The following is a 17818-nucleotide window of genomic DNA, read 5'->3' on the forward strand; positions in this document are numbered from 1 at the left end:
TCTCCATTGTCACGGCAAAGCTGATCTCCGTTCGTTAAATTCTGTAAAAGGTGTTTGACCAGGCATGCCCGGCAGTTTCGGAATTATCGGTTGTGGATACGTCGGATCTGCTGTCGCCGTCCATCTAGGACGTCAGGGTCATGAGGTCGTTGGAACCACCACCAACCCCGGACGGTTGGCTGAACTTTGCGATGTGGTCGACCATCCCCGCATCTACAACGCTTGCGACTCCATGGCCGATGCCAGCTTTCTGGATCGTCTTGATGGTGTTCTGATCGCTATGGCCCCAACCACCTCCACTTTTGAGGAGGATCAATACGAAAAGGTCTATGGCCAGGCTGTTCCAGCCCTCGTTGAATCCCTGCGTCAGCGCCAAGGTCGCAGGCCGCTGCATGTCTCGTATCTGAGCAGTGCAGGCGTTTATGGGGATCAGTCAGGTGCCGTTTGCAATGAGCTGACGCCCTTGGATTGTTCCAACAGTGCCAACGCTCTTCTTGCCAGTGCCGAGACAGCTGTTCTCGCCTTGAACGATGCTTCAACCCAGGCCTGTGTTCTCCGGCTTGGTGGCATTTATGGTCCTGGGAAGGACATCCCGTCCTACATCCGCAGTGCTGCGGGCCAGTCGGTTCGTAAAAACGGCAATCACATCAATGCCTGGGTCCATCTGCAGGACATCATCCGGGGCGTTGACTTCGCTTTCGGGAAACGGCTTCAAGGGATTTACAACCTTGTGGATGATCTCCAGTTCACCCGTCGTCAGCTTTCCAATGCACTGTGTGACGACCAAGGCCTCCCCCCCGTGATCTGGGACAACCACGACCGCCCGGGCGCTCGCATCTTCAATGCCCGTGTCAGCAACGCACGTCTGCGTGAAATCGGTTTCCAGCCCAGCATTTCGTCCATGCTTGAGCCAGTGGCGGCCTGAAACTCATCGAGAATTAGCGATTCCGCTTGAGCGGCGCGACTGTATTGATCTTTTGAGACGTGTTGATCTTTGACGACCGACTGTGCGTGTTTGTGTAAAGCGAGATTGCGAGATCCACGGTCGGCTCGTTGCATTGTTTAGACCTTGCTCATTCAAGTTGATGTGTTGTGAAAGAAGACTCATTTTGTATCCAATTCGCTTCGTCTCTGGCACTCATGCTGCTTGAGCTCAATGCAGAATTGCTTGATCTTGCAGAACAAGAGTCCTGCATCATTGCTGAGTCTTCCGTTGTTGAACTTGAGAACGTCTGCTGATGTTGAGCCGCATCCGTGCCGTCTTTGCTGAGGCACAAGTGGAAGGTTTGGATCAGCTCTATGACGTGATCAATGCGGCCCGCGACCTTGCGCCCGATTCAGATTTCCAAGCCTGTTATGACCTTGTGATGGCGTCAGGTGGTCCGGAAGTGGAGGCATGGATCAACTTCACAGTGATCACGGCCACACAGTTCGACATCGATGATCAACCGGATCCTGAGCAGTTTCTTTCTGTTCTTGAGGAATGTTGTGATGCCCGGCGTCTAAAAGAGCTGTCTCAGCCTTCGGAGTAGCGCAGTGCTTTGAGACCCATCACCAAATGGGTTCGGAAGCTACCAAGAGCCATCACTTGCTTTGGCGTCCTCGTATCGCTGACGGCATCCCCCTGGCCTTCAATCCAACGCAGTAATTCTTGGGTTTGATCAGCCCAGGCTGTGAGGGCTGCCCGAAGCAGTTCGTCATCGCTGAGCTTTCCCTCAGGGAGGACGGATGTGTCCATCGCCGCTCTCAGCAAGGCACTGAGTTGCTGATGGCTTAACGCGTCAGGAACGAAGGGATCAGAGTCGATGCTTAAGAAAACCTTTAGACGGTCCTTTGACGGTAGGTCAGCGGTGTCGATGGCGATACCCGTTTTTTGACCCATTCCTTCAGTTATGGAGCCCTTGATCCGGGTCAGCGCTCAGCCCGCGTGTCGCCAGAGCGATGCGCCGGGCGGCCAAAAGGGCCGGGTAGGCCAGTGCTGAGCGTTGCCCATCGCAGAACAGCGTTGACAGCAACCTCAGCAAAGGATCACTGGGCTTCATGCGACGGCTGAGTTCCGCAATGGCTTCACTTCCATGCCAACGATGCTCACCTTCGATCAGAACGGCGCCGTCCCTGAGAGGCAGCCCGAGGGCGTTGAGCTCATGGCGGATGCTGTGATCAGCGCGCCCGTCAACAATCCGCAGGTTTGGAATGCCAGCCTTGAGTTCACTGCGTAAGGCGAATTGCCGACAGAATGGGCATCCGCCGTCGTAGATGAGGGTTAACAGCATTGCTGAATTCTGTCGCGAAGGGCCTTGGTCTGGCGATGCTTCTGGCCTGTTGGTTGTTGGTTTCCCCCCAGCCGTCGTGGGCCGATTGGATGTGTGACGGGGATCGCCTCAGCGTCGAGATCACCCGGGGAGCCGTTGATGTCACCGGTTTGGCGGATGGCATTCCCAATTCCGCTGCGGGAACCCTCCCTGGGGATGGTGTTCTGGTGCGCTGGGGGGATCTTGTTTTGCAGCTTCCGCGCACCAACAATGCTGGAGCCCCCAGTTACACCGATGGCCGTTGGTGGTGGCGTGTGGTTGACGCTTCTGAGCCGGAATTCTTTGAACGTCGCGGCACGGTGATTCACCATCAGTGCGAGCCGGTCTGAGCGTGAACTCAGTTAGTCCCTTCGACGTTTGCGCCGGTTCGACTTGCGTGTTCCTCCATAGCGGTAACCAGCCTGTTTTTGAAATTTCGGCCAGCAGGTTTCGCACACCAAGATCCAGCTCGTCTGGAGAGACGTGGTGACGCGGAAATGCACGTGTCCTGGCCGTCTGCAGTCGTCACAACAAAAGTGTTGGTTTTTCCACAATTTGATAGGTGATTGTTGCGTCTGATCACCGTCTCGTTGGATCTGCTGAGGATTCTGCTCTTGGTTCACAGCACAGAGCGGTTGGCTTCGCATCGATGGGGTTCCAGGATTTCTGACAATGCAAACCTGGCAAATGGACTGCCAGCACAGCATTCTCAAGACCTGATCAGAGGATTCTGTCTGTGCTCGCAAGGCACTGCGAGCTGTTTTCCACGCCGATTCCCGAAACCATTGGTCTGGTCGGGATTGTTTGCAGAGTCCTTGTGGAAAAGCTGTGTATAACCCTACGAATCGCTCGGCGCATGGGCGTTGATGGAGGCTTTCAGGGCTGCCGTTTCATGGACGCTGAGGTGAGCCTCGACAGCCTCTGGGTTGTTGTTCAGGTAGTGGATCCATTCGTCGTAACACTGCTTCTGTCGCTGATCGGTAATGGAATCAGCGTCTGCAAGAAAGGTGGCGATTGTCTCCCGTTCTTTGTCTGCCCTGGTGCTGAACAGCACCGCCTCGATTTTGGAAAGCCGCGCTTCGATGCGGCTCAGACGGTTGTCGAGGGAGGCATCCTCTTGCGTCATGTCCCTGAGGAACGGATGGAGCCGTGATTGTTGCGGAGAGCCCCAGGGTTGACGCAATAGTACATGCGCACTAAAACAGATGTACTGCTCTGTTGCTCATGTCTGCGAGTTCCCCCTACGCCACATTTCGCGCTGATGAGTGGATGCGTCACTCCTTGATCCGTCCGCGCAAGGCGTTCCCGACAGCGGCGTCAGGCATGTCGCAACCTCGTGCAAGGTCCTCCACTTCTGTTCGCTGCTGCGATGCCGTCCAGGGAGAGCTGTTTCTCTTCCCCGTTGTGATGTGTTGAACGAAGGTCTCTGCGACAAACGTTTGCAGGAGTCGCTCTTTGTCTCCTGTTCTGCCAGTGTGCTCTTTGGTTTTTGTTGCCAGACCATGCTGTTGTTCGCCTCTCAGACGGCTCAAGGCGGTCCCACTGTCATCCTTCCGGCCTTGCTGATCACCGGTCTCCTCGTCGCAGCATCACAAGCTTTCGTACCCAAGGGCGGCGATCAGGACTGAGCATTGGCGTTTCCACTCAGCGAAGGGCTGAGAGAACGTCAGCTCCAAAGTCATTGGCATCAAATCCTGGCTTTTTAGGGGTTTGACCTAGGCGCACGACGACAGCTTGCTGAGATGGGGCTATCAAGAGCAGCTGTCCCTGATAGCCCTCCGCTGAAAAGCTGTCATTGGGAAGATCATGTCGAGATTTGCGCCGACTGAGCCACCAGTGCGCTCCGTACCCCTTCTTGGATCCTCGTGTTGCTGTTCGGGCGTGCCTGACCCAGTTCTGGGGTAAGAGCTGCTCACCGTTCCAGTTCCCGTCATCCAAGTAGAGCTGTCCAAACCGCGCCCAATCTCGTGCGCTGGCCCAGACCAGCGACGAGCCAACCAGGGTTCCACTGTTGTCGGTTTCGAGAACCGCCGTCGTCATGCCGAGGGGGCGGAACAACTGTTTTGAGGGAAAGCTCCAATAACGCTGATCGTCGTCGATGGCGTGTCTCAGGATCCGGCTGAGAATGTTTGTTGTTCCGGATGAATACCTCCACTTTCTGCCGGGTGTCTTTGCTAGCCGCTTGCTGGCGGCGAACTGTGCCATGTCTGCTTCCTGGGTCAGCATCCGCACCAGATCCGAGTTCAGCGCTCCCGTCGATTCCTCGAAGGCCAGCCCGCTGTTCATTCTCAGCAGCTGATCCAGGGTGATGTCTTGTCGAGGGTCCTGCGGGTCGCTCCACTCGGGCACGGTCGGTGGGCGTTTGAGATCCAGATGTCCCTCTCGGATGGCCAGTCCGATCAGGGCATGGGTGATGCTTTTGCTCATCGACCAGCCGATCAGCGGCATCTCGGGAGGGATCCCGCTGGCGTAGCGCTCAGCGATCACCCATCCGTTCTGCACCACCACCACAGCTCGCGTTCGTTTTGGAGTGAGTGGATCGTCTTCGCGAAATGCGCGATTCAGAGCCTTGCTCAGCGCCTTGCTGTCGATCGCCGGTGGCTCGGGACTGGCCGTGGAAACGAGGGGCCACGGCTCACCGGTTGCGGTGGGATCCTTTGAAACAGGAGCTGCTTGGCTTGGTGGCTGGGGGATGGGCCTGCCGTTGATCCGTTGGCTGCAGCCATGTCCATCGTTTTGAACCGCTTCAGCGCGAACCAATCCGAACAGGGCACTGGCTTCAACGCGTCCACCGGCCTGGTCGATCTTGGTTTGAATCAGCCCCTTGCTGGCAGCCAGGTCTTCGCTGAGCATCCGATCCGGATCCATCCCAGCCATCAACACGCCACTACACAGCTGTTTCGCGCTGAAGCTTGTTCCGGCTCTCGCAAAGATGATCAGGTGCCGCAGGGGTGGTTCCAGGCCAGCCGCTGTGCTGAAGGCCACTGCCGCAGCGGAGATCAGCACATAGCGCCAATGGTTTTTCGTCACCCAGAACCGCCATGAAAAAAGCGGGGGATCTCCCCCGCTTCAATCATGGGTCGAAAGTTGGCATCAGTACACGTCGTAGCTGACGCCGCGGTAGCGCAGTTCGCGCCCACCGCTTGGGTGTTGCTGTGGATCGATCGGTTGGTAGGTCACGCCGCGATAGCGCAGCACCTTGGCTTTGACTCCCACTGGCGTGTGCACCCGGTCGATATGGCCCTGATGGCGAAAGGCCCTAGCCATCTGTGTTCTGGCCGTCTCGATGGCCTGATTGCGCACAGTCCGTGCCTTGATCAGTTGAAGTGTGTTCATCTCTCTCTTGCCCGGTGTCCACGCCCCCGTTGCCTGGCGTGAATCTGACTGCGGCCTGCCGAAGAGGCTCAACGTGAATTCACTATAGGCCTGTTCTGTAACAACGGCTACCGTTCTGACGTTGCTTCGCGGGATTCGTTGCCAGGATGGTGGTGGATTTGGACTTCGTTTGTCCGCAGCAGTTCCCCTGTTTTGCATTTGCGGTCCATCCGCGGCTGGTAAGACAACCTTTGCTGCACATCTTTCGGAGCAGCTGCGAGCTAGGGGGCGACATCCACTTCTGATCGCCTGCGATGACTACTACCGCAGTGGGTGGTCCCCCGTCTCTCGCTATGGGTTCGACACGGTTGATGCCATCGATGCTGATCAGCTTCGACTGCAGGTGAGCGCTGTTCGCTATCGACAGCTTGACTCCCTGCGCAGTTATGACATGCGCACCCGCAAGGTTGGCTCCAGGCCGTTGAACCAGCCCTACGACCTGATTCTTGTTGAAGGCTCCTACGGACCGCAACTGCTTCTGGAGTCTGTGCCGATTTCGCTTGTTGTGTACATCGAGACCCCAGTTGTGCAGAGGCTGATCAGGCGGCTTTGGCGTGATTTACGTGATCGCCATCGGCCAGTGATTTATGTGATTCGCCAGATGCTGCGGGAGATGCTCCCGGCTGAGCGGCGCTTCATCTATCCCTTGAAACGCCGTGCCGACGTCATTATTCAAGGTATGAACAAGGGTTTGGAGGATGTTCTGGAGAGAATTGAATGATCGTTCTTCACCCATCAACCTGAGAGAGCACCTGATCTGCAGGGTCAGTTTCAATCAACTTCTTTTTTGAAGTTGCCTGATGCAGGTGAAGGGCAGCGGCCCCCTCACTGTTCAGCTCATGCTCTGTGCAGCCCCGGTGTTTAGGGAGGATGGTTCGGGCCTGAAGTGCAATTTCACTGTTCCTGATGTGCCGGCACCCTGCATCTCTGAGCAGAAGCAAAAGATTCTCTCGAATCTGACCAAACCCCATCGCCGTGGAGCATTCAGTGGTTTTGGCTTACGGGGGGGATTTGCAGAGTGGTCACTCTGGGTTTTCTTTCTTTTTGACCAAATCCATTCCATTCACTTCGGCGACCACCTGATTGGCCCAACTCGCATGGACCACGCGATATGTCCCCAATGTTGCCATTGACTTGGTGCGAGCGTTGACAAAAGCCTTGAACTCAGTCTTAAAGCAAATTTCACGCCTCCATTGACAGTCATTGTCTTGGCGTTCAATGCAATACATGCTGAGAAACTCGTTCAGCACATACAAGCCATGCAATGTTCAAACACCGTAAATATGCGGAGTGGCTTCGGGATCGTTTCTTTGATTCCACACAGTGGCGTTTGTTAGAAGTCGGTTTTGCTTCCGGTCTCTTCAGCTCTGCGAACGTGTGACTTCACTTCTGGTACCAGAAACTATAGAAGTTGCAGGGAATTTGTTCATGTCTGAATAGTGCTCGCCAGGGCACTACAGACTCGGAACTTTCGCCCCATCATCGCGGAGTCAGGTCGCGAAGCGGGCCTGAAAGTCGGGCAGAGCGATGTCCGACGAGCTCTGTGATTTGACCTCGACTTCGTCTGGGGTCAAGTCCGTTCTCTCTTAAGAAATATGGTCGTGTCTGGGAAGTCCCGGGTCGGCCTATCAATCTATTTTTGTGGTCGAATCGCTCCGGTGGTGCATCACCGTCGGCCATTCAAAATTGCAAAAAGAAACCCCTGCCAAAGGCAGGGGCAAGGTCTCAGAGATTTCGAACTACTTGGTGTAAGAAACGCCTCGGTAGGTGAGAGTGGGGTGGTTGTCGTGAACGATTTCCTGCCGGCAAGTGTTGTAGTGCTCGCGGCGGTAGGTGAGTTCCACGCAGGCCTTGGGAGCAGATGCCGCTCCTGCGTAGGTGTGACCTCGATAGAGAAGTGCAGTCATGGATGTTCCTCGAAGAAATCCAAGTCCCCGTTCCGTGGCTTGGAGTGTCTGCGCCCCACAGGAGCGGGGTGAACGTTTGTAGCTGTTGCTACAGAAATTATTGGCGTCTCCTTGACGGCTGTCAAGACCTGCTGGCAAAAAGAAACCCCCGCCACAGGCAGGGGCCCCAGTTTCAGGAGACCTTATTTGTGAATCTGCCCTCGCGTGGGCTCTGCAGACTTGTCTCTTGAGCAACCGTCAGCATTGGCGACGTTGGCAAAAGCCGCCATGACCATCACGGCGATAACGATGGTGCCACCGATAAAAGCAAGGTTCGGGGAGCGCTTCATCTGGGGTGTGGCTTAGAGCCCGCGAACCCTATCCACCTTGTTGCCCTTATCGCTTTAAGGCCTGAGTCGCCCGACGCCATATCCAGTCAACAGACCAACGGCTGCTCCAACGGAACCAGCCGTTAGTTGCATTCTTTCGTCTGTGCTGAGCCGGCCTGCAAACACCAATGCTGCTGAGACGACGAACAGCAACAGAGCGGTGACAAGAACTGCATCCAGTGATTTGTTGCCTGGTTTCGCAGGGGGATGTCCTCCTGGAGGGTTGGTCGCATCAAGTTCCCTCTCGATGCGGTTGATTTCCTTTTCCGGCGAGGTCGGATCCATGCGCAAATTTTGTCAGGGATCAGAAGTGGCGAAACGCTTGAGGTAACTGCTCAGCGTGCCAAAAAGAAACCCCCGCCGAAGGCAGGGGTTTCGAAACGCTTCTCGGGAGTGTGACCTTGTTTCCACCCCGTGAGGCGTTTTTCCTCACACAACAACGATGCCAACTGGAAGCGTGTAGTGGGATCGCTAATGGACACCCTCAAGGTTGGCCCCAAGTGGATCTAGGTGATATCTACTTCGAGGCTGTTGCGTTTTGGAGGAGAGGGCCTGGGACTTCCCTTTGGTGCATGTGGAGTGTGGTTGTCGCTCTGATTTGATGAGATCGAATCAGAGCTCAAACGCGTCGGCCCAGGCCGGCGATGCGAGCCGTTTCCATCCCTGGGTCTGCAATGACGCCCAGAGCTGTTCTGCCTCTGCCTTCCGAAGGTGGCGGCGCTCCTTCAGCAGCGGTGGGCCCTCCGGCATCCGTCGACCTCTGTCGATGAACACCTTTGGCTCGTTGATCCATGCCTTCTGATCACGGTGGAAGCGCCAGATCCAATAGCCGTCGCTGTCGATCAACCAGCCTTCCCCCATCACCGTTTTGCCAGTACGTCAGTACTAATCGTGCTGGGAAGTGGTTGTCAAGTGCTCGAATGTCTCAAGGAAAGTTCAAAAAAGGGGGGGGGAGCCCCTGAGTTCACCCCTTCGGTGATGCATAGAACAACCACTTTGGTGAAGCGCTGTTGGTGATCGCGGTGCGCTGAGGGAAGTTGAACGATCGCGGGTTCCAGTGCCCGAAGCTCCCTTTCTTTTCTCAGCCTTCAGTTCAAGCGGTTCGTCCGTAATTCATGGACTTGCTTCCAGGGCCAGTGCGCTGGCCATTCTTTTTTCTTCAGCCGAAAGAAAATCAGCCCACATCCCGACCAGGAAGCTCAGGGTGGTTAGAGCACGCACCTGCTCTTTCGAGCCAGGTGCGGTGTATTTGAAGTCCATAAACATTCGATCGGCCGTTTGTTGCTGTTCCTTGCACCGGGCATCGATGGACATCGTCAGATCCGGGACTGGGACTTTTTGATGACTGGTAGGTCTGTTGGCTGGGCCAGGACGTAAATGACAGCTGCCGAGAGGACGGCTGTTACGACAACAACTGCGGCAATGGCGGACGTGTAATCAGTCACAGGAGCTCAGGCGGCTTATGTAACGACTTTAGGAGTTTTGTAACGGATTGTGAATGAGTGTTTTTGCTCCCTGGCTTTAGGCCTCTGCTGCCTAGCTTTTCGAAGATTCCTGCTGGTGGATGGCCATCATCGTGCCGTCCAGCTCCCCGACATCCCGCAAGCCTTCGGCGCTGAACCAAGGTGCGTTCTCCCAGCTAAACCCTTCTCCGAAGGTGTTGTCTGGCGCCGTGATGTACCAGTGGCAATTCACGTCCGGGGTGTCGACAGAGCATTGGGACCAATCTGGTTGCCATTGCGGCACCTGGACCCACATCACGGCTGCAAAAACCAGTGAGAACAAGGCTTTCAGCATGAGGCATCTGAGACGGGGTTGAGACCCTAGGCGAATTCGCGCGACGGACTCGATCCCGTTGAGGCTCTCGGCCTTGCTCAGCTGTCCGGAACGATGTGGGTGACTAAGTCGGCGCAGACCCAGCGGATCGCCCCTGAATCCACGTCAGCCACCTGGAACAAGGTCGGAATCCTTGGATCCCTGGCGCCGCCGTCGACGTGAATCACGTCGGCCATCCACCAGTCGTCGGAGTCGGTGCTGCCGCAGATCACGGTCATTCCTGCTCTGACGGATAGAAAGATTGGCTCCTGGGCTGCGGAGCTGTGGCGCATGGAAGAGATTGAGCCCTCAGCAGGCACTGTTCTTTACTGGTTTGTTTGTACTATCACGATAGTGCTGATGTCTGGGTTGAGGCAACACGTCGTGGAGCGTCTCGAATTGAACTGGGGCGCTGTCTTTTTGGCACGGATCGTCTGATCCAGCTATCAAGCCTTTAGGACCTTCAGAGTCATGGCCACTTACAACATCAGCATCGAGGGTGGAACAAGCTTTTCGTGCCCTGATGACGTCTATATCCTCGATGCGGCTGAAGAAGCCGGTGTCGATCTGCCCTATTCCTGCCGTGCCGGAGCCTGTTCCACCTGCGCCGGACGCCTGGTGAGTGGCTCGGTTGATCAGACCGATCAGAGTTTTCTGGATGATGACCAGATCGGCCAAGGGTTTGCCTTGCTTTGCGTGAGCTATCCCACCGCTGATTGTGTGATCAAGGCCAACGCCGAAGAGCATCTGTCTTGATCAAGGTTTGCGGGTGATCACTGGACGGCGTCGCTTCGGATAGAGCTCACAGCACATCGAGCAGACAGTTCCGTCGCAGCCCCGTGCTGTACAGAACTCGCGCCCCCAGAAGATGATCTGAAGGTGTAAGCGGTTCCAGTGCTCTTTCGGAAAGAGGCGCTTGAGATCCTGTTCTGTGCGAGTCACATTGCTTCCGTCGCTTAAGCCCCATCGCTGGGCCAGCCGGTGTATGTGGGTGTCGACGGGGAATGCGGGTACGCCAAAGGCTTGGGCCATCACCACACTGGCTGTCTTATGTCCCACACCAGGTAATGCCTCAAGCTCCTCAAAACTCCGGGGGACATCGCCGTCATAGGCCGTGACCAGAATCTGCGCGAGACGACGCACATTTTTGGCCTTGGTCTTGGCCAGCCCGAGCTGACGGATGAAACCGAGGATCTGTGCCTCTTCAAGTGCCGCCATGGCTGCTGGGGTGGGGCCCGCGGCAAAAAGCGCCGGTGTGACCTCATTCACTTTCTTGTCGGTGCACTGTGCACTCAGCAGCACAGCAATCAGCAGCGTGAATGGATCGCTGTGATCCAGGGGAATCGGTGTTTCCGGGTACTGCTCGTTGAGGCGTCGCAAGATCACCTCCACTCGCTCGGGCCTGCGCAAGGTTTCACCGTGGTTTCTGTGATCCTGGCGCGTTTTTCTGCCTGCAGCGTTCCCTTTGGCGATTGCATCGCTTCGTTGCAGCGTTTTACGGCCACTGCACCAGCTGCTTTAGGACCGGCCAATGCGATTCTTGAGCAAGCCAGGTCAGTCTTCGTTGAAGCTGTTCGACTTGAAGCGTTCGGTGGTGTTGCTGCTGGTGATGGTGAGCGTTCTGCTTGCGTCCTGCCGCAACCAAGAACAGGAGCGCGCAACCGATTCGCGGCCGCAGGTGCTCACCACCTTCACGGTGCTGGCCGATCTGGCCAGGAATGTGGCTGGTGATCGGTTGCAGGTGGCCTCAATCGTCAAGCCTGGCGCTGAAATTCACGGCTACCAACCCACCCCCAGTGATATCGAGCGAGCCAGCAACGCAGATCTGATTGTGGAGAACGGACTGGGCCTGGAGTTGTGGGCCCGGCGCTTCACCGCCGCAGCTGGGGATGTGCCCACGATCACACTCTCGGACGGCATGAATCCTCTGCTCATTGCAGAAGATGCCTATGCGGGGAAACCCAATCCCCATGCCTGGATGTCACCCCAGCGCGCCATGCTTTATGTGGATCATCTGCAGCGGGCTTTTACACAACTCGATCCAGCGGGTGCCGAGGTCTACGCCGCCAATGCAACCGCTTACAAAGCCAAGCTTCAGGCTCTTGATGACGAATTGCGGACGGTGATTGCTGCGCTTCCTTTACAACAACGTTTGCTGGTGAGTTGCGAAGGGGCCTTCACGTATCTGGCAGCGGACTATGGGCTTGAGGAGGCGTATCTCTGGCCGGTGAATGCTGAAAGCCAGATCACCCCAAAACGCATGGCACGGTTGATCAACACCGTGCGAGAGCGACAGGTTCCGACCATCTTTTGTGAAAGCACCGTGAGCGATAAAGCCCAACGGGAAGTGGCTGCTGCTGCAGGTGCCCGATTCGGCGGCACCTTCTATGTGGATTCACTCTCATCCCCGGACGGGCCCGCGCCCACTTTGTTGGACCTGCAACGGCACAATGTGGGTCTGATTCGCAAGGGCCTGGACCTGTCCGAGAGCAACCGCTGATGCGTATCGAGGCCGACCAGCTGTGTGTTGACTACAACGGCACTGTTGCCCTGTACGACGCCAGCCTGCATCTCCCCGCGGGTTGCATCTGTGGTCTGGTGGGGATGAATGGTGCGGGGAAGTCGACGTTCTTCAAGGCTCTGACTGGGTTTGTGCGTCCCTCGCGTGGCCGGATTCGGATCAACGGCAGCAGTGTCGCTGACGCTCAGCGCCATCAATCGGTGGCTTACGTCCCCCAGAGTGAGGGTGTGGATGCCCAGTTCCCCGTGTCGGTTTGGGACGTGGTGATGATGGGCCGTTACGGCTCGATGAATCTGCTGCGGATTCCCCGCAGCTCGGATCGCGTGGCCGTACGGGATGCCCTGACTCGGGTCGATCTGCTCGATCTGGCGGAGCGTCCTCTCGGCACCCTTTCGGGTGGACAGCGCAAGCGCACGTTTCTGGCGCGTGCGATCGCCCAGCGCGCTGATGTGCTGCTGCTGGACGAGCCGTTCAATGGGGTTGATGTTCGAACTGAGCAGCTGATGGCTCAGCTGTTTCTTCAGTTCCGGGATGAAGGCCGCACGATTTTGATCTCCACCCATGACCTGGGCCACGTCCGTGATTTTTGCGACCTGGTCGTTTTGATCAATAAGACCGTCCTCGCCTATGGGGAAACCTCGGAAGTGTTCACTCCTGAGAACCTCGCCTTGACCTTCGGGGGAGTGCCGCCGGATCTGCTCACCGGAAACAGCTCCCCCGAAGAGGCGTTCTGATTGACGACCTCGCGTTTTAATCGCTGGTGAGCACGGCGAGCACTTTCAGCGAGCAGTGTCGGGCATGACCTCGATGAGAGCCTGCTCCAGGTCCTGCATGAACAGCTGCATGGACTCGCGTCGGTTCCTGAGGTACCCGTTCAGTCTTGGTCTGACCGGTAAGGCTCGCCCAAGACGAAGTTCCACGCGCTGTGGTCCGAGGCTCGGCTGCCCTTTCCAAGGCTTGTCTTCGATCCAGCCAATCGCCTCTTCCACCAGAAGCAACATTTCAGCAAAGCGGTCAAAGTCGGAGCGATCGCTGATGTAGTGACCACTCACGCTGGTGAAATGCTCCACCAGTCGCATGCGTGTGAGTTGGAGATCGGCTTCCCGAGCCTCCCAGTCCGCCAGACTTCGCTCCAGGGGAGGGAGCTGATCAACACCGTCCCTGTAGATCCGATCCCATGCGGCTTGTTCGATCCGTCGGCAACGCTCCTGCAGATTGCCAACGGCACGCAAGCCGAAATGGGCTTCGGCTTTGGCCAGGCCATGCAGGCGATAGCCCCCAATCCGTTCGCTGAAAGACTTTTCTGGATCTGGCTTCAGCCGCTCAAGCTGCTCAAGGGCTTTGAGCAGATTCATACCGATCTGAATCAGCCGTTCTCGTCGGTTTGTCTCGGGATTCCCTTGGTAGGTGGCGGCGGTGGGAATGCCCAGGTGGCGTTCCAGGGCATTCAACCGAGCATCGAGGGCCCCCCAGTTGTGCTTCCTCCAGCTGTACTGAATCCCCACAGGCAACACCTCCAGTTGCCTTGAGTCGCCTGCTTTCTCCAGATCCTCAGCAGCCCAGAAGGCCAGTTGGGCGACCCCCGGTTCCAAGGGAGCCATCTCACCGGAGAGATTGTTCGTCGCTCCTTCCGGTGCCACCACCAGGGGGTAGCGCCCCTGAACGAGAGCCGCACGCGCCTGGGCGAGGGCCGGGCGGTCCAACCGGCCGCGATGGATCGCGATGCCGCCACTACGTTGCAGCAGCCAACCGATCACCGGGCCAGCCCAGATCGGAATGCCGCGGTCGTAGAGAAACCGCAGCTGGATGGGGCGTGCCAGTTGCAGATGGTGCTGCCGTGCCGCTCTGGGTGCACGGTTCCAGAACAGATCCGCCAGCACCAGCGGATCGCGTGTACTGGGGTGGCGGAACGCAATCAGCAGATTGCAGGCTCCCGACTGCTGTGCTGCAAAGGCTCTTGCCAGACCCTCTGACGCATCGCTACTGCTGATTTCCAGCCCTTGACTGCGGAAGAGCAAGGGCAGCACCCAGCTGACCACGTCCTGAACGATCCGGCTGGCGCGGGTGGGCAGCCGGCGCAAAGCAGGACGAGCGTTCTGGGTGGAGGCGCGGGGCATCGAACCGGCTGCAGCGCGCCCATACTGATCCGATGGAGCTCTTGCTGGAACCCCTCAGTCACGCCTTCATGGTCAAGGCGCTAATGATCAGTGCCCTGGTTGGGGGCGTTTGTGGGCTGTTGTCCTGCTTCATGACTCTGAAGGGATGGGCGCTGATGGGCGATGCCGTCTCCCATGCCGTCCTTCCCGGCGTTGTGGTTGCCTACGCCCTTGGCCTGCCCTTTTCCCTGGGGGCGTTCGTCTTCGGTGTCGGTTCTGTTGCTGCCATTGGCTTTGTTAAGCAAAAGTCGCGGGTGAAGGAAGACACCGTCATCGGCCTTGTTTTCACCGGTTTCTTCGCCCTGGGTCTGGTGCTCATTTCGAAGACCCGCAGCAACATCGATCTCACCCACATCCTTTTTGGCAATGTCTTGGGCATCTCGGCCGGGGATGTGCGCCAGACCCTTGTGATTTCCGCTCTAGTTCTGGGGTTATTGCTGCTGTTCCGGCGGGATCTCATGCTCTTCTGCTTTGACCCCACCCATGCGCGATCCATTGGGATCAATACCGGACTCCTGCACTACATGCTGTTGGGGCTTCTTTCCCTGGCCGCTGTCGCCGGCTTACAGACCGTAGGCATCATCTTGGTGGTGGCCATGCTGGTGACCCCCGGTGCCACGGCTTACCTGCTCACCGATCGCTTTGACCGGATGACGCTTCTGGCTGTGAGCAGCAGCATTCTCTCCAGCGTTCTGGGGGTGTTCATCAGCTACTGGACCGACAGTTCCACCGCCGGTTGCATCGTGCTGGTGCAGACCGCACAGTTCATTCTTGTCTTCCTCCTGGCCCCTGGGCAGGGGGTGCTCCGGCGTCTCTGATCTGTTGATCAGTGGTCGTCGTCGTCCCAGTCGTAGATGTCGTTGAAACGCTGGACGCCGGCTTCACGGAAGTGAAACTCCTCCATGGCAGGCCCCTGCCTGGAGGTCGCTTCCGTTGAACCAGCCTGGTCCCACGGCTCGCGGTAATCCTGATCGTCCTGCATCGTGCGGGACGATTCAGGAGGCTTCGGCGTCATCCCATTTGGCTTTGCCATCCAGCAGTTCGATTAGCTCCTGCAGCCTGCCCATGGTGACGCGCACATCGGCACCGTCGGGAAGGACACCATCGGCCACCACGTTGTAGTGGTCACGGCACTGGTTGCGCAGCTCCTGGAGGCGTTTTTTGGTGATGGTCTTTTTCTGTTCTGCCGTTGCCATGGCGGGTGCAGGTACTGGCACTCATCCCTAGCAGAGCAGGGGGCTGCTTTTGGGGCTACCCGGGAAGGACCTGGCGAAACCCATTGGCTTCGGCCACGTTCAGTGGGGTCTTGAACAGCTCACTCAACGCGGTCGGCCGCAGCATTTCACGGGGACTGCCATCGCCCACGATGGTTCCCTGGGTCAGAAACAGCACGCGTTGCATCTCCGGAACGATGGTGTCCACCCGGTGGGTGACTTGAACCACGGTGGTTCCCGCTTTGATCAAGCCTTGGAAAATCGCCAGCAGTTGATGACAGGCCCTTAGATCAAGGGCGCGGCTGGGCTCATCCAGCACAAGCACCTCCGGTTGGTGGACCAGGGCTCGAGCGATCAGAAGGCGGCGCCGCTGTCCGTCCGACAGTTCTCCGTAACAGCGTTCACGGATGCCGTTGAGCTGCAATTGATCGAGCAGAGCACGCGCTTGCTCCCATTGCTCAGGGTTTGGCTGCTGATCACGACCGAGCCGCGTTGAACCGAAGAAACTGCTCACCACAACCTCATCAACAGCTGTCTTTGGATGAAGCCGCTGTTCCAGCTCGCTCGACACCACACCCAGGCGGCTGCGCAGCGACCAGAGGTTCACCGTTTCACTGCCGAACAGACGCAGATGGGAGTCTGGTCGAACGATCGGGTAGAGGCTGCGGTCAATCAGTTTCACCAGACTGCTCTTGCCCGCACCATTGGGGCCCAGCACCGTTGTCGATTGCCGCAGCGTCAGTTGCAGATTGAGGTTGTGCAAGACCGGGCGACCGCCCAGCCAGGCCTCGATGTTGCGGAGATCCAGCCAGGTTTCAGTGGTCATGGCCCTCCTGAAGCAGCCGTTCAATCACGATCGATAGGCGTGGCGCGACGGGCCGCAGCTCCTGCTGCCGCTCACTCCAAATGGATTCACTCAGCAGTTCGCTTAGGGAGACCAGCTTCATCTCCTGACCCTCCTTCAACTGCAGCTTGTTCAACGGCACGCTGAGGGAGCCGCGGAACACATGGGCCACCCGGTTGCCGCTGTCATCGCTGAACCAGGGCTCGAGCGCCACGCTGGGGGACCAGTGGATCTCCTCTTGAAGTTCCCGATGCACGGCGTCGATGGCTGTTTCGCCCGGCTCGAGGTGGCCGCCAAATAGCCCCCAGTGACCTGGATAGATGATCGAGTCGATATCGTCACGCAGCTGGAGCAGCCATCGACCCTCCCGCTGGAGCATGGCCAGGGCGACGGCGGGCTTCATGGGGAGTCCTGTTTGAGGCGCGACCACTGAGCCAGTCCCCCACCCCGGCCACGCGCCGTCAGCGTTCCCTGCTGTTCGTTCAGCTCGATCAGCGCAAAGAAGGGCAGACGTTGCGGTGGCGGTGGCGGCAGGCTTCGCCGATGCAGCACCTGACCAGACCAGGACAGCTCCAATGACGCGAAGCTAAACACCAGCAGTGGCCTTGAACCTTTCAGATGGGCACTGCCACTGAACTGCAACTTAAAACCGGCCAAACAGACCTGATTGATGATCGTTAGGTCTTGATCGCAGCGTTTGAGAATCAGGCTGGCCTGCAGCCAACGCAGCAGTGTTGCGGTGCCAGGAGCCGGCGCATCGCCGCTGCGACTCCAGGTCTGCTGCAGCATCCAGCAGCCTGGTAAATCTTCGATCTGAATGTCGCTGCCCCCACGGCGAATCTCGCGCTCCCGGGCTAGGAGGGCTGCGGCAGGCTTACCAGGCATGGCTGAGATCATGGGGCTCTGCAATCTCCCCATTTTTTCGGAGCCGACCCATGGAGCGCGACAAGCGCCGGACACCTCCCATAACGGACCTGCTTCTGCGGGGTCTACGCATCGGCTCCAGCACCATCGCCCTTGTCGAACTGCTCCGCAGCGATTGGATTGGAGGTGGTCTAGCCAGCCTGGCCTGGCTGGTCTTCGTTCAGGTGGAGCGGCGCCGTGCCCCCCTCAAGCCTCCGTCCTGAGAATCGAATCAATGCAGTTCGGATGTTGACGGATGTAAGCGTTGAACTCCATGGCCAGCAGGCGCGCCTCAAAGGCGTCGGTGGCGTAAAAGCACGATTCCAGCTTTTCTCCGTTGGAAGTCTTGTGGCGCACTGTGTAAGCAGCCCGTCCCTGAGCAATGCTGGCCATGGATGAATCGAGCAACGGTTTCAAGCTGGCA

The 17818-nt window shown here is 57.7% G+C and carries 33 protein-coding genes; 11 read left to right on the top strand and 22 right to left on the bottom strand.

Annotated elements, in window-relative coordinates:
- The first annotated feature begins 64 nt into the window (after positions 1-64).
- Together NCN06_RS01555 and NCN06_RS01560 are read left to right on the top strand one after the other, a co-directional pair.
- Positions 65-925 carry an SDR family oxidoreductase gene (locus tag NCN06_RS01555; RefSeq protein ID WP_226398548.1) on the top strand — a complete coding sequence of 287 codons (861 nt, stop codon included), beginning with the start codon at positions 65-67 and terminating at the stop codon, positions 923-925.
- 313 nt (positions 926-1238) lie between these two features.
- Positions 1239-1532: a hypothetical protein gene (locus NCN06_RS01560; RefSeq protein WP_115021885.1), complete on the top strand. Its 294-nt coding sequence runs from the start codon at positions 1239-1241 to the stop codon at positions 1530-1532.
- Here the strand turns inward: NCN06_RS01560 and NCN06_RS01565 are convergent.
- Both NCN06_RS01565 and NCN06_RS01570 read right to left on the bottom strand, forming a co-directional pair.
- The gene (locus tag NCN06_RS01565) at positions 1517-1882 is read right to left on the bottom strand and encodes a hypothetical protein (protein WP_226422509.1); all 366 of its coding nucleotides are present in this window, start codon (positions 1880-1882) and stop codon (positions 1517-1519) included. The two genes, NCN06_RS01560 and NCN06_RS01565, sit on opposite strands and share 16 nt — an antisense overlap.
- Positions 1883-1886: 4 nt before the next feature.
- Positions 1887-2273, bottom strand: coding sequence for a DCC1-like thiol-disulfide oxidoreductase family protein (locus NCN06_RS01570; RefSeq protein ID WP_226422510.1), 387 nt, complete (start codon positions 2271-2273; stop codon positions 1887-1889).
- On the opposite strand from NCN06_RS01570, the gene NCN06_RS01575 reads away from it, so the two are divergent.
- Positions 2273-2641, top strand: a complete 369-nt coding sequence (locus NCN06_RS01575) for a DUF8671 domain-containing protein (protein ID WP_226398545.1) — start codon at positions 2273-2275, stop codon at positions 2639-2641. The genes NCN06_RS01570 and NCN06_RS01575 overlap by 1 nt on opposite strands.
- Positions 2642-2653: 12 nt before the next feature.
- Here NCN06_RS01575 and NCN06_RS12855 read toward each other — a convergent pair whose 3' ends face one another.
- Together NCN06_RS12855 and NCN06_RS01580 are read right to left on the bottom strand one after the other, a co-directional pair.
- The gene (locus NCN06_RS12855) at positions 2654-2998 is read right to left on the bottom strand and encodes a DUF8622 domain-containing protein (protein WP_502988821.1); all 345 of its coding nucleotides are present in this window, start codon (positions 2996-2998) and stop codon (positions 2654-2656) included.
- Positions 2999-3129: 131 nt separating this feature from the next.
- A complete protein-coding gene (locus tag NCN06_RS01580) occupies positions 3130-3417 on the bottom strand; it encodes a hypothetical protein (protein ID WP_226422511.1) in 288 nt (95 codons plus the stop codon).
- A 98-nt stretch (positions 3418-3515) separates the two neighbouring features.
- Here NCN06_RS01580 and NCN06_RS01585 point away from each other — a divergent pair, with 98 nt between their 5' ends.
- On the top strand, positions 3516-3707 hold the full coding sequence (locus NCN06_RS01585) for a hypothetical protein (protein ID WP_226398543.1): 192 nt from the start codon (positions 3516-3518) through the stop codon (positions 3705-3707).
- Positions 3704-3919 (top strand): hypothetical protein, encoded by a 216-nt coding sequence (locus tag NCN06_RS01590; protein ID WP_136987689.1) that lies wholly within the window; start codon positions 3704-3706, stop codon positions 3917-3919. Before NCN06_RS01585 ends, NCN06_RS01590 begins: the two co-directional genes overlap by 4 nt.
- Positions 3920-3935: 16 nt before the next feature.
- Here the strand turns inward: NCN06_RS01590 and NCN06_RS01595 are convergent, their stop codons facing one another.
- Together NCN06_RS01595 and NCN06_RS01600 are read right to left on the bottom strand one after the other, a co-directional pair.
- Complete coding sequence (locus NCN06_RS01595; RefSeq protein WP_226422512.1) at positions 3936-5321, bottom strand: serine hydrolase domain-containing protein; 1386 nt, start codon at positions 5319-5321, stop codon at positions 3936-3938.
- A gap of 63 nt (positions 5322-5384) precedes the next feature.
- Positions 5385-5627 carry a hypothetical protein gene (locus tag NCN06_RS01600; protein WP_170951180.1) on the bottom strand — a complete coding sequence of 81 codons (243 nt, stop codon included), beginning with the start codon at positions 5625-5627 and terminating at the stop codon, positions 5385-5387.
- 169 nt (positions 5628-5796) lie between these two features.
- Here NCN06_RS01600 and NCN06_RS01605 point away from each other — a divergent pair, with 169 nt between their 5' ends.
- A complete protein-coding gene (locus NCN06_RS01605; protein WP_250398582.1) occupies positions 5797-6387 on the top strand; it encodes a nucleoside/nucleotide kinase family protein in 591 nt (196 codons plus the stop codon).
- Between the two features lie 301 nt (positions 6388-6688).
- On the opposite strand, the gene NCN06_RS01610 is transcribed toward NCN06_RS01605, so the two are convergent.
- The 8 genes from NCN06_RS01610 to NCN06_RS01645 form a co-directional block, all read right to left on the bottom strand.
- A complete protein-coding gene (locus NCN06_RS01610; protein WP_226398596.1) occupies positions 6689-6916 on the bottom strand; it encodes a hypothetical protein in 228 nt (75 codons plus the stop codon).
- A gap of 489 nt (positions 6917-7405) precedes the next feature.
- Positions 7406-7573: a DUF4278 domain-containing protein gene (locus tag NCN06_RS01615; protein WP_115022107.1), complete on the bottom strand. Its 168-nt coding sequence runs from the start codon at positions 7571-7573 to the stop codon at positions 7406-7408.
- Positions 7574-7755: 182 nt separating this feature from the next.
- Positions 7756-7902: a hypothetical protein gene (locus tag NCN06_RS01620; protein WP_166017001.1), complete on the bottom strand. Its 147-nt coding sequence runs from the start codon at positions 7900-7902 to the stop codon at positions 7756-7758.
- A gap of 54 nt (positions 7903-7956) precedes the next feature.
- Positions 7957-8226 (bottom strand): hypothetical protein, encoded by a 270-nt coding sequence (locus tag NCN06_RS01625; protein ID WP_226398540.1) that lies wholly within the window; start codon positions 8224-8226, stop codon positions 7957-7959.
- A gap of 327 nt (positions 8227-8553) precedes the next feature.
- Positions 8554-8802, bottom strand: a complete 249-nt coding sequence (locus NCN06_RS01630) for a DUF1651 domain-containing protein (protein ID WP_250398583.1) — start codon at positions 8800-8802, stop codon at positions 8554-8556.
- Positions 8803-9054: 252 nt separating this feature from the next.
- Positions 9055-9255, bottom strand: coding sequence for a hypothetical protein (locus NCN06_RS01635; protein ID WP_115021901.1), 201 nt, complete (start codon positions 9253-9255; stop codon positions 9055-9057).
- 222 nt (positions 9256-9477) lie between these two features.
- Positions 9478-9738 (bottom strand): DUF8643 family protein, encoded by a 261-nt coding sequence (locus NCN06_RS01640; RefSeq protein ID WP_166016998.1) that lies wholly within the window; start codon positions 9736-9738, stop codon positions 9478-9480.
- 77 nt (positions 9739-9815) lie between these two features.
- Positions 9816-10049, bottom strand: coding sequence for a DUF3104 domain-containing protein (locus NCN06_RS01645; RefSeq protein WP_226422515.1), 234 nt, complete (start codon positions 10047-10049; stop codon positions 9816-9818).
- A gap of 178 nt (positions 10050-10227) precedes the next feature.
- On the opposite strand from NCN06_RS01645, the gene NCN06_RS01650 reads away from it, so the two are divergent.
- Entirely contained in the window at positions 10228-10512 is a 285-nt protein-coding gene (locus tag NCN06_RS01650) for a 2Fe-2S iron-sulfur cluster-binding protein (RefSeq protein WP_226422516.1), read from the top strand.
- Here the strand turns inward: NCN06_RS01650 and nth are convergent, their stop codons facing one another.
- Positions 10513-11166 (bottom strand): endonuclease III, encoded by a 654-nt coding sequence (gene nth / locus NCN06_RS01655; RefSeq protein ID WP_226422517.1) that lies wholly within the window; start codon positions 11164-11166, stop codon positions 10513-10515.
- Positions 11167-11365: 199 nt separating this feature from the next.
- Here nth and NCN06_RS01660 point away from each other — a divergent pair, with 199 nt between their 5' ends.
- Both NCN06_RS01660 and NCN06_RS01665 read left to right on the top strand, forming a co-directional pair.
- Complete coding sequence (locus tag NCN06_RS01660; protein WP_250398670.1) at positions 11366-12256, top strand: metal ABC transporter substrate-binding protein; 891 nt, start codon at positions 11366-11368, stop codon at positions 12254-12256.
- Positions 12256-13011 (top strand): metal ABC transporter ATP-binding protein, encoded by a 756-nt coding sequence (locus tag NCN06_RS01665; RefSeq protein ID WP_115021912.1) that lies wholly within the window; start codon positions 12256-12258, stop codon positions 13009-13011. Before NCN06_RS01660 ends, NCN06_RS01665 begins: the two co-directional genes overlap by 1 nt.
- A 45-nt stretch (positions 13012-13056) precedes the next feature.
- Here the strand turns inward: NCN06_RS01665 and NCN06_RS01670 are convergent, their stop codons facing one another.
- A complete protein-coding gene (locus tag NCN06_RS01670; protein ID WP_226422518.1) occupies positions 13057-14394 on the bottom strand; it encodes a lysophospholipid acyltransferase family protein in 1338 nt (445 codons plus the stop codon).
- A gap of 32 nt (positions 14395-14426) precedes the next feature.
- On the opposite strand from NCN06_RS01670, the gene NCN06_RS01675 reads away from it, so the two are divergent.
- Positions 14427-15251: a metal ABC transporter permease gene (locus NCN06_RS01675; protein ID WP_250398584.1), complete on the top strand. Its 825-nt coding sequence runs from the start codon at positions 14427-14429 to the stop codon at positions 15249-15251.
- A gap of 8 nt (positions 15252-15259) precedes the next feature.
- Here NCN06_RS01675 and NCN06_RS01680 read toward each other — a convergent pair whose 3' ends face one another.
- Genes NCN06_RS01680 through NCN06_RS01700 form a run of 5 tightly spaced genes read right to left on the bottom strand, consistent with a single transcriptional unit; the run spans position 15260 to position 17376 of the window.
- Positions 15260-15448 carry a hypothetical protein gene (locus tag NCN06_RS01680; protein ID WP_226422689.1) on the bottom strand — a complete coding sequence of 63 codons (189 nt, stop codon included), beginning with the start codon at positions 15446-15448 and terminating at the stop codon, positions 15260-15262.
- The gene (locus tag NCN06_RS01685; RefSeq protein ID WP_115021918.1) at positions 15429-15629 is read right to left on the bottom strand and encodes a DUF8635 family protein; all 201 of its coding nucleotides are present in this window, start codon (positions 15627-15629) and stop codon (positions 15429-15431) included. Before NCN06_RS01685 ends, NCN06_RS01680 begins: the two co-directional genes overlap by 20 nt.
- A 55-nt stretch (positions 15630-15684) precedes the next feature.
- The gene (locus NCN06_RS01690) at positions 15685-16473 is read right to left on the bottom strand and encodes an ABC transporter ATP-binding protein (protein WP_226422519.1); all 789 of its coding nucleotides are present in this window, start codon (positions 16471-16473) and stop codon (positions 15685-15687) included.
- Positions 16463-16894: an NUDIX hydrolase gene (locus NCN06_RS01695; RefSeq protein WP_226422520.1), complete on the bottom strand. Its 432-nt coding sequence runs from the start codon at positions 16892-16894 to the stop codon at positions 16463-16465. Before NCN06_RS01695 ends, NCN06_RS01690 begins: the two co-directional genes overlap by 11 nt.
- On the bottom strand, positions 16891-17376 hold the full coding sequence (locus NCN06_RS01700; RefSeq protein WP_226422521.1) for a hypothetical protein: 486 nt from the start codon (positions 17374-17376) through the stop codon (positions 16891-16893). The genes NCN06_RS01695 and NCN06_RS01700 overlap by 4 nt, the downstream gene beginning before the upstream one ends.
- Before the next feature lie 50 nt (positions 17377-17426).
- On the opposite strand from NCN06_RS01700, the gene NCN06_RS01705 reads away from it, so the two are divergent.
- Positions 17427-17618 (top strand): hypothetical protein, encoded by a 192-nt coding sequence (locus tag NCN06_RS01705; protein WP_226422522.1) that lies wholly within the window; start codon positions 17427-17429, stop codon positions 17616-17618.
- Here the strand turns inward: NCN06_RS01705 and NCN06_RS01710 are convergent.
- Complete coding sequence (locus NCN06_RS01710; RefSeq protein ID WP_114989374.1) at positions 17602-17787, bottom strand: DUF8647 family protein; 186 nt, start codon at positions 17785-17787, stop codon at positions 17602-17604. The genes NCN06_RS01705 and NCN06_RS01710 overlap by 17 nt on opposite strands.
- Positions 17788-17818 lie beyond the last annotated feature (31 nt).

The sequence above is a fragment of the Synechococcus sp. MU1648 genome, assembly GCF_023630615.1.
GTDB lineage: Bacteria > Cyanobacteriota > Cyanobacteriia > PCC-6307 > Cyanobiaceae > Parasynechococcus.

What these genes read in the sequence shown, in the direction of transcription:
- NCN06_RS01555 (WP_226398548.1), top strand. Translation starts at nt 65, where the DNA reads ATGCCCGGCAGTTTCGGAATTATCGGTTGTGGATACGTCGGATCTGCT.
- NCN06_RS01560 (WP_115021885.1), top strand. Translation starts at nt 1,239, where the DNA reads ATGTTGAGCCGCATCCGTGCCGTCTTTGCTGAGGCACAAGTGGAAGGT.
- NCN06_RS01565 (WP_226422509.1), bottom strand. Translation starts at nt 1,882, where the DNA reads ATGGGTCAAAAAACGGGTATCGCCATCGACACCGCTGACCTACCGTCA.
- NCN06_RS01570 (WP_226422510.1), bottom strand. Translation starts at nt 2,273, where the DNA reads ATGCTGTTAACCCTCATCTACGACGGCGGATGCCCATTCTGTCGGCAA.
- NCN06_RS12855 (WP_502988821.1), bottom strand. Translation starts at nt 2,998, where the DNA reads ATGCTGTGCTGGCAGTCCATTTGCCAGGTTTGCATTGTCAGAAATCCT.
- NCN06_RS01580 (WP_226422511.1), bottom strand. Translation starts at nt 3,417, where the DNA reads ATGACGCAAGAGGATGCCTCCCTCGACAACCGTCTGAGCCGCATCGAA.
- NCN06_RS01585 (WP_226398543.1), top strand. Translation starts at nt 3,516, where the DNA reads ATGTCTGCGAGTTCCCCCTACGCCACATTTCGCGCTGATGAGTGGATG.
- NCN06_RS01600 (WP_170951180.1), bottom strand. Translation starts at nt 5,627, where the DNA reads ATGAACACACTTCAACTGATCAAGGCACGGACTGTGCGCAATCAGGCC.
- NCN06_RS01615 (WP_115022107.1), bottom strand. Translation starts at nt 7,573, where the DNA reads ATGACTGCACTTCTCTATCGAGGTCACACCTACGCAGGAGCGGCATCT.
- NCN06_RS01620 (WP_166017001.1), bottom strand. Translation starts at nt 7,902, where the DNA reads ATGAAGCGCTCCCCGAACCTTGCTTTTATCGGTGGCACCATCGTTATC.
- NCN06_RS01625 (WP_226398540.1), bottom strand. Translation starts at nt 8,226, where the DNA reads ATGGATCCGACCTCGCCGGAAAAGGAAATCAACCGCATCGAGAGGGAA.
- NCN06_RS01630 (WP_250398583.1), bottom strand. Translation starts at nt 8,802, where the DNA reads ATGGGGGAAGGCTGGTTGATCGACAGCGACGGCTATTGGATCTGGCGC.
- NCN06_RS01635 (WP_115021901.1), bottom strand. Translation starts at nt 9,255, where the DNA reads ATGTCCATCGATGCCCGGTGCAAGGAACAGCAACAAACGGCCGATCGA.
- NCN06_RS01640 (WP_166016998.1), bottom strand. Translation starts at nt 9,738, where the DNA reads ATGCTGAAAGCCTTGTTCTCACTGGTTTTTGCAGCCGTGATGTGGGTC.
- NCN06_RS01645 (WP_226422515.1), bottom strand. Translation starts at nt 10,049, where the DNA reads ATGCGCCACAGCTCCGCAGCCCAGGAGCCAATCTTTCTATCCGTCAGA.
- NCN06_RS01650 (WP_226422516.1), top strand. Translation starts at nt 10,228, where the DNA reads ATGGCCACTTACAACATCAGCATCGAGGGTGGAACAAGCTTTTCGTGC.
- NCN06_RS01660 (WP_250398670.1), top strand. Translation starts at nt 11,366, where the DNA reads ATGGTGAGCGTTCTGCTTGCGTCCTGCCGCAACCAAGAACAGGAGCGC.
- NCN06_RS01665 (WP_115021912.1), top strand. Translation starts at nt 12,256, where the DNA reads ATGCGTATCGAGGCCGACCAGCTGTGTGTTGACTACAACGGCACTGTT.
- NCN06_RS01670 (WP_226422518.1), bottom strand. Translation starts at nt 14,394, where the DNA reads ATGCCCCGCGCCTCCACCCAGAACGCTCGTCCTGCTTTGCGCCGGCTG.
- NCN06_RS01675 (WP_250398584.1), top strand. Translation starts at nt 14,427, where the DNA reads ATGGAGCTCTTGCTGGAACCCCTCAGTCACGCCTTCATGGTCAAGGCG.
- NCN06_RS01680 (WP_226422689.1), bottom strand. Translation starts at nt 15,448, where the DNA reads ATGACGCCGAAGCCTCCTGAATCGTCCCGCACGATGCAGGACGATCAG.
- NCN06_RS01685 (WP_115021918.1), bottom strand. Translation starts at nt 15,629, where the DNA reads ATGGCAACGGCAGAACAGAAAAAGACCATCACCAAAAAACGCCTCCAG.
- NCN06_RS01690 (WP_226422519.1), bottom strand. Translation starts at nt 16,473, where the DNA reads ATGACCACTGAAACCTGGCTGGATCTCCGCAACATCGAGGCCTGGCTG.
- NCN06_RS01695 (WP_226422520.1), bottom strand. Translation starts at nt 16,894, where the DNA reads ATGAAGCCCGCCGTCGCCCTGGCCATGCTCCAGCGGGAGGGTCGATGG.
- NCN06_RS01700 (WP_226422521.1), bottom strand. Translation starts at nt 17,376, where the DNA reads ATGCCTGGTAAGCCTGCCGCAGCCCTCCTAGCCCGGGAGCGCGAGATT.
- NCN06_RS01705 (WP_226422522.1), top strand. Translation starts at nt 17,427, where the DNA reads ATGGAGCGCGACAAGCGCCGGACACCTCCCATAACGGACCTGCTTCTG.
- NCN06_RS01710 (WP_114989374.1), bottom strand. Translation starts at nt 17,787, where the DNA reads ATGGCCAGCATTGCTCAGGGACGGGCTGCTTACACAGTGCGCCACAAG.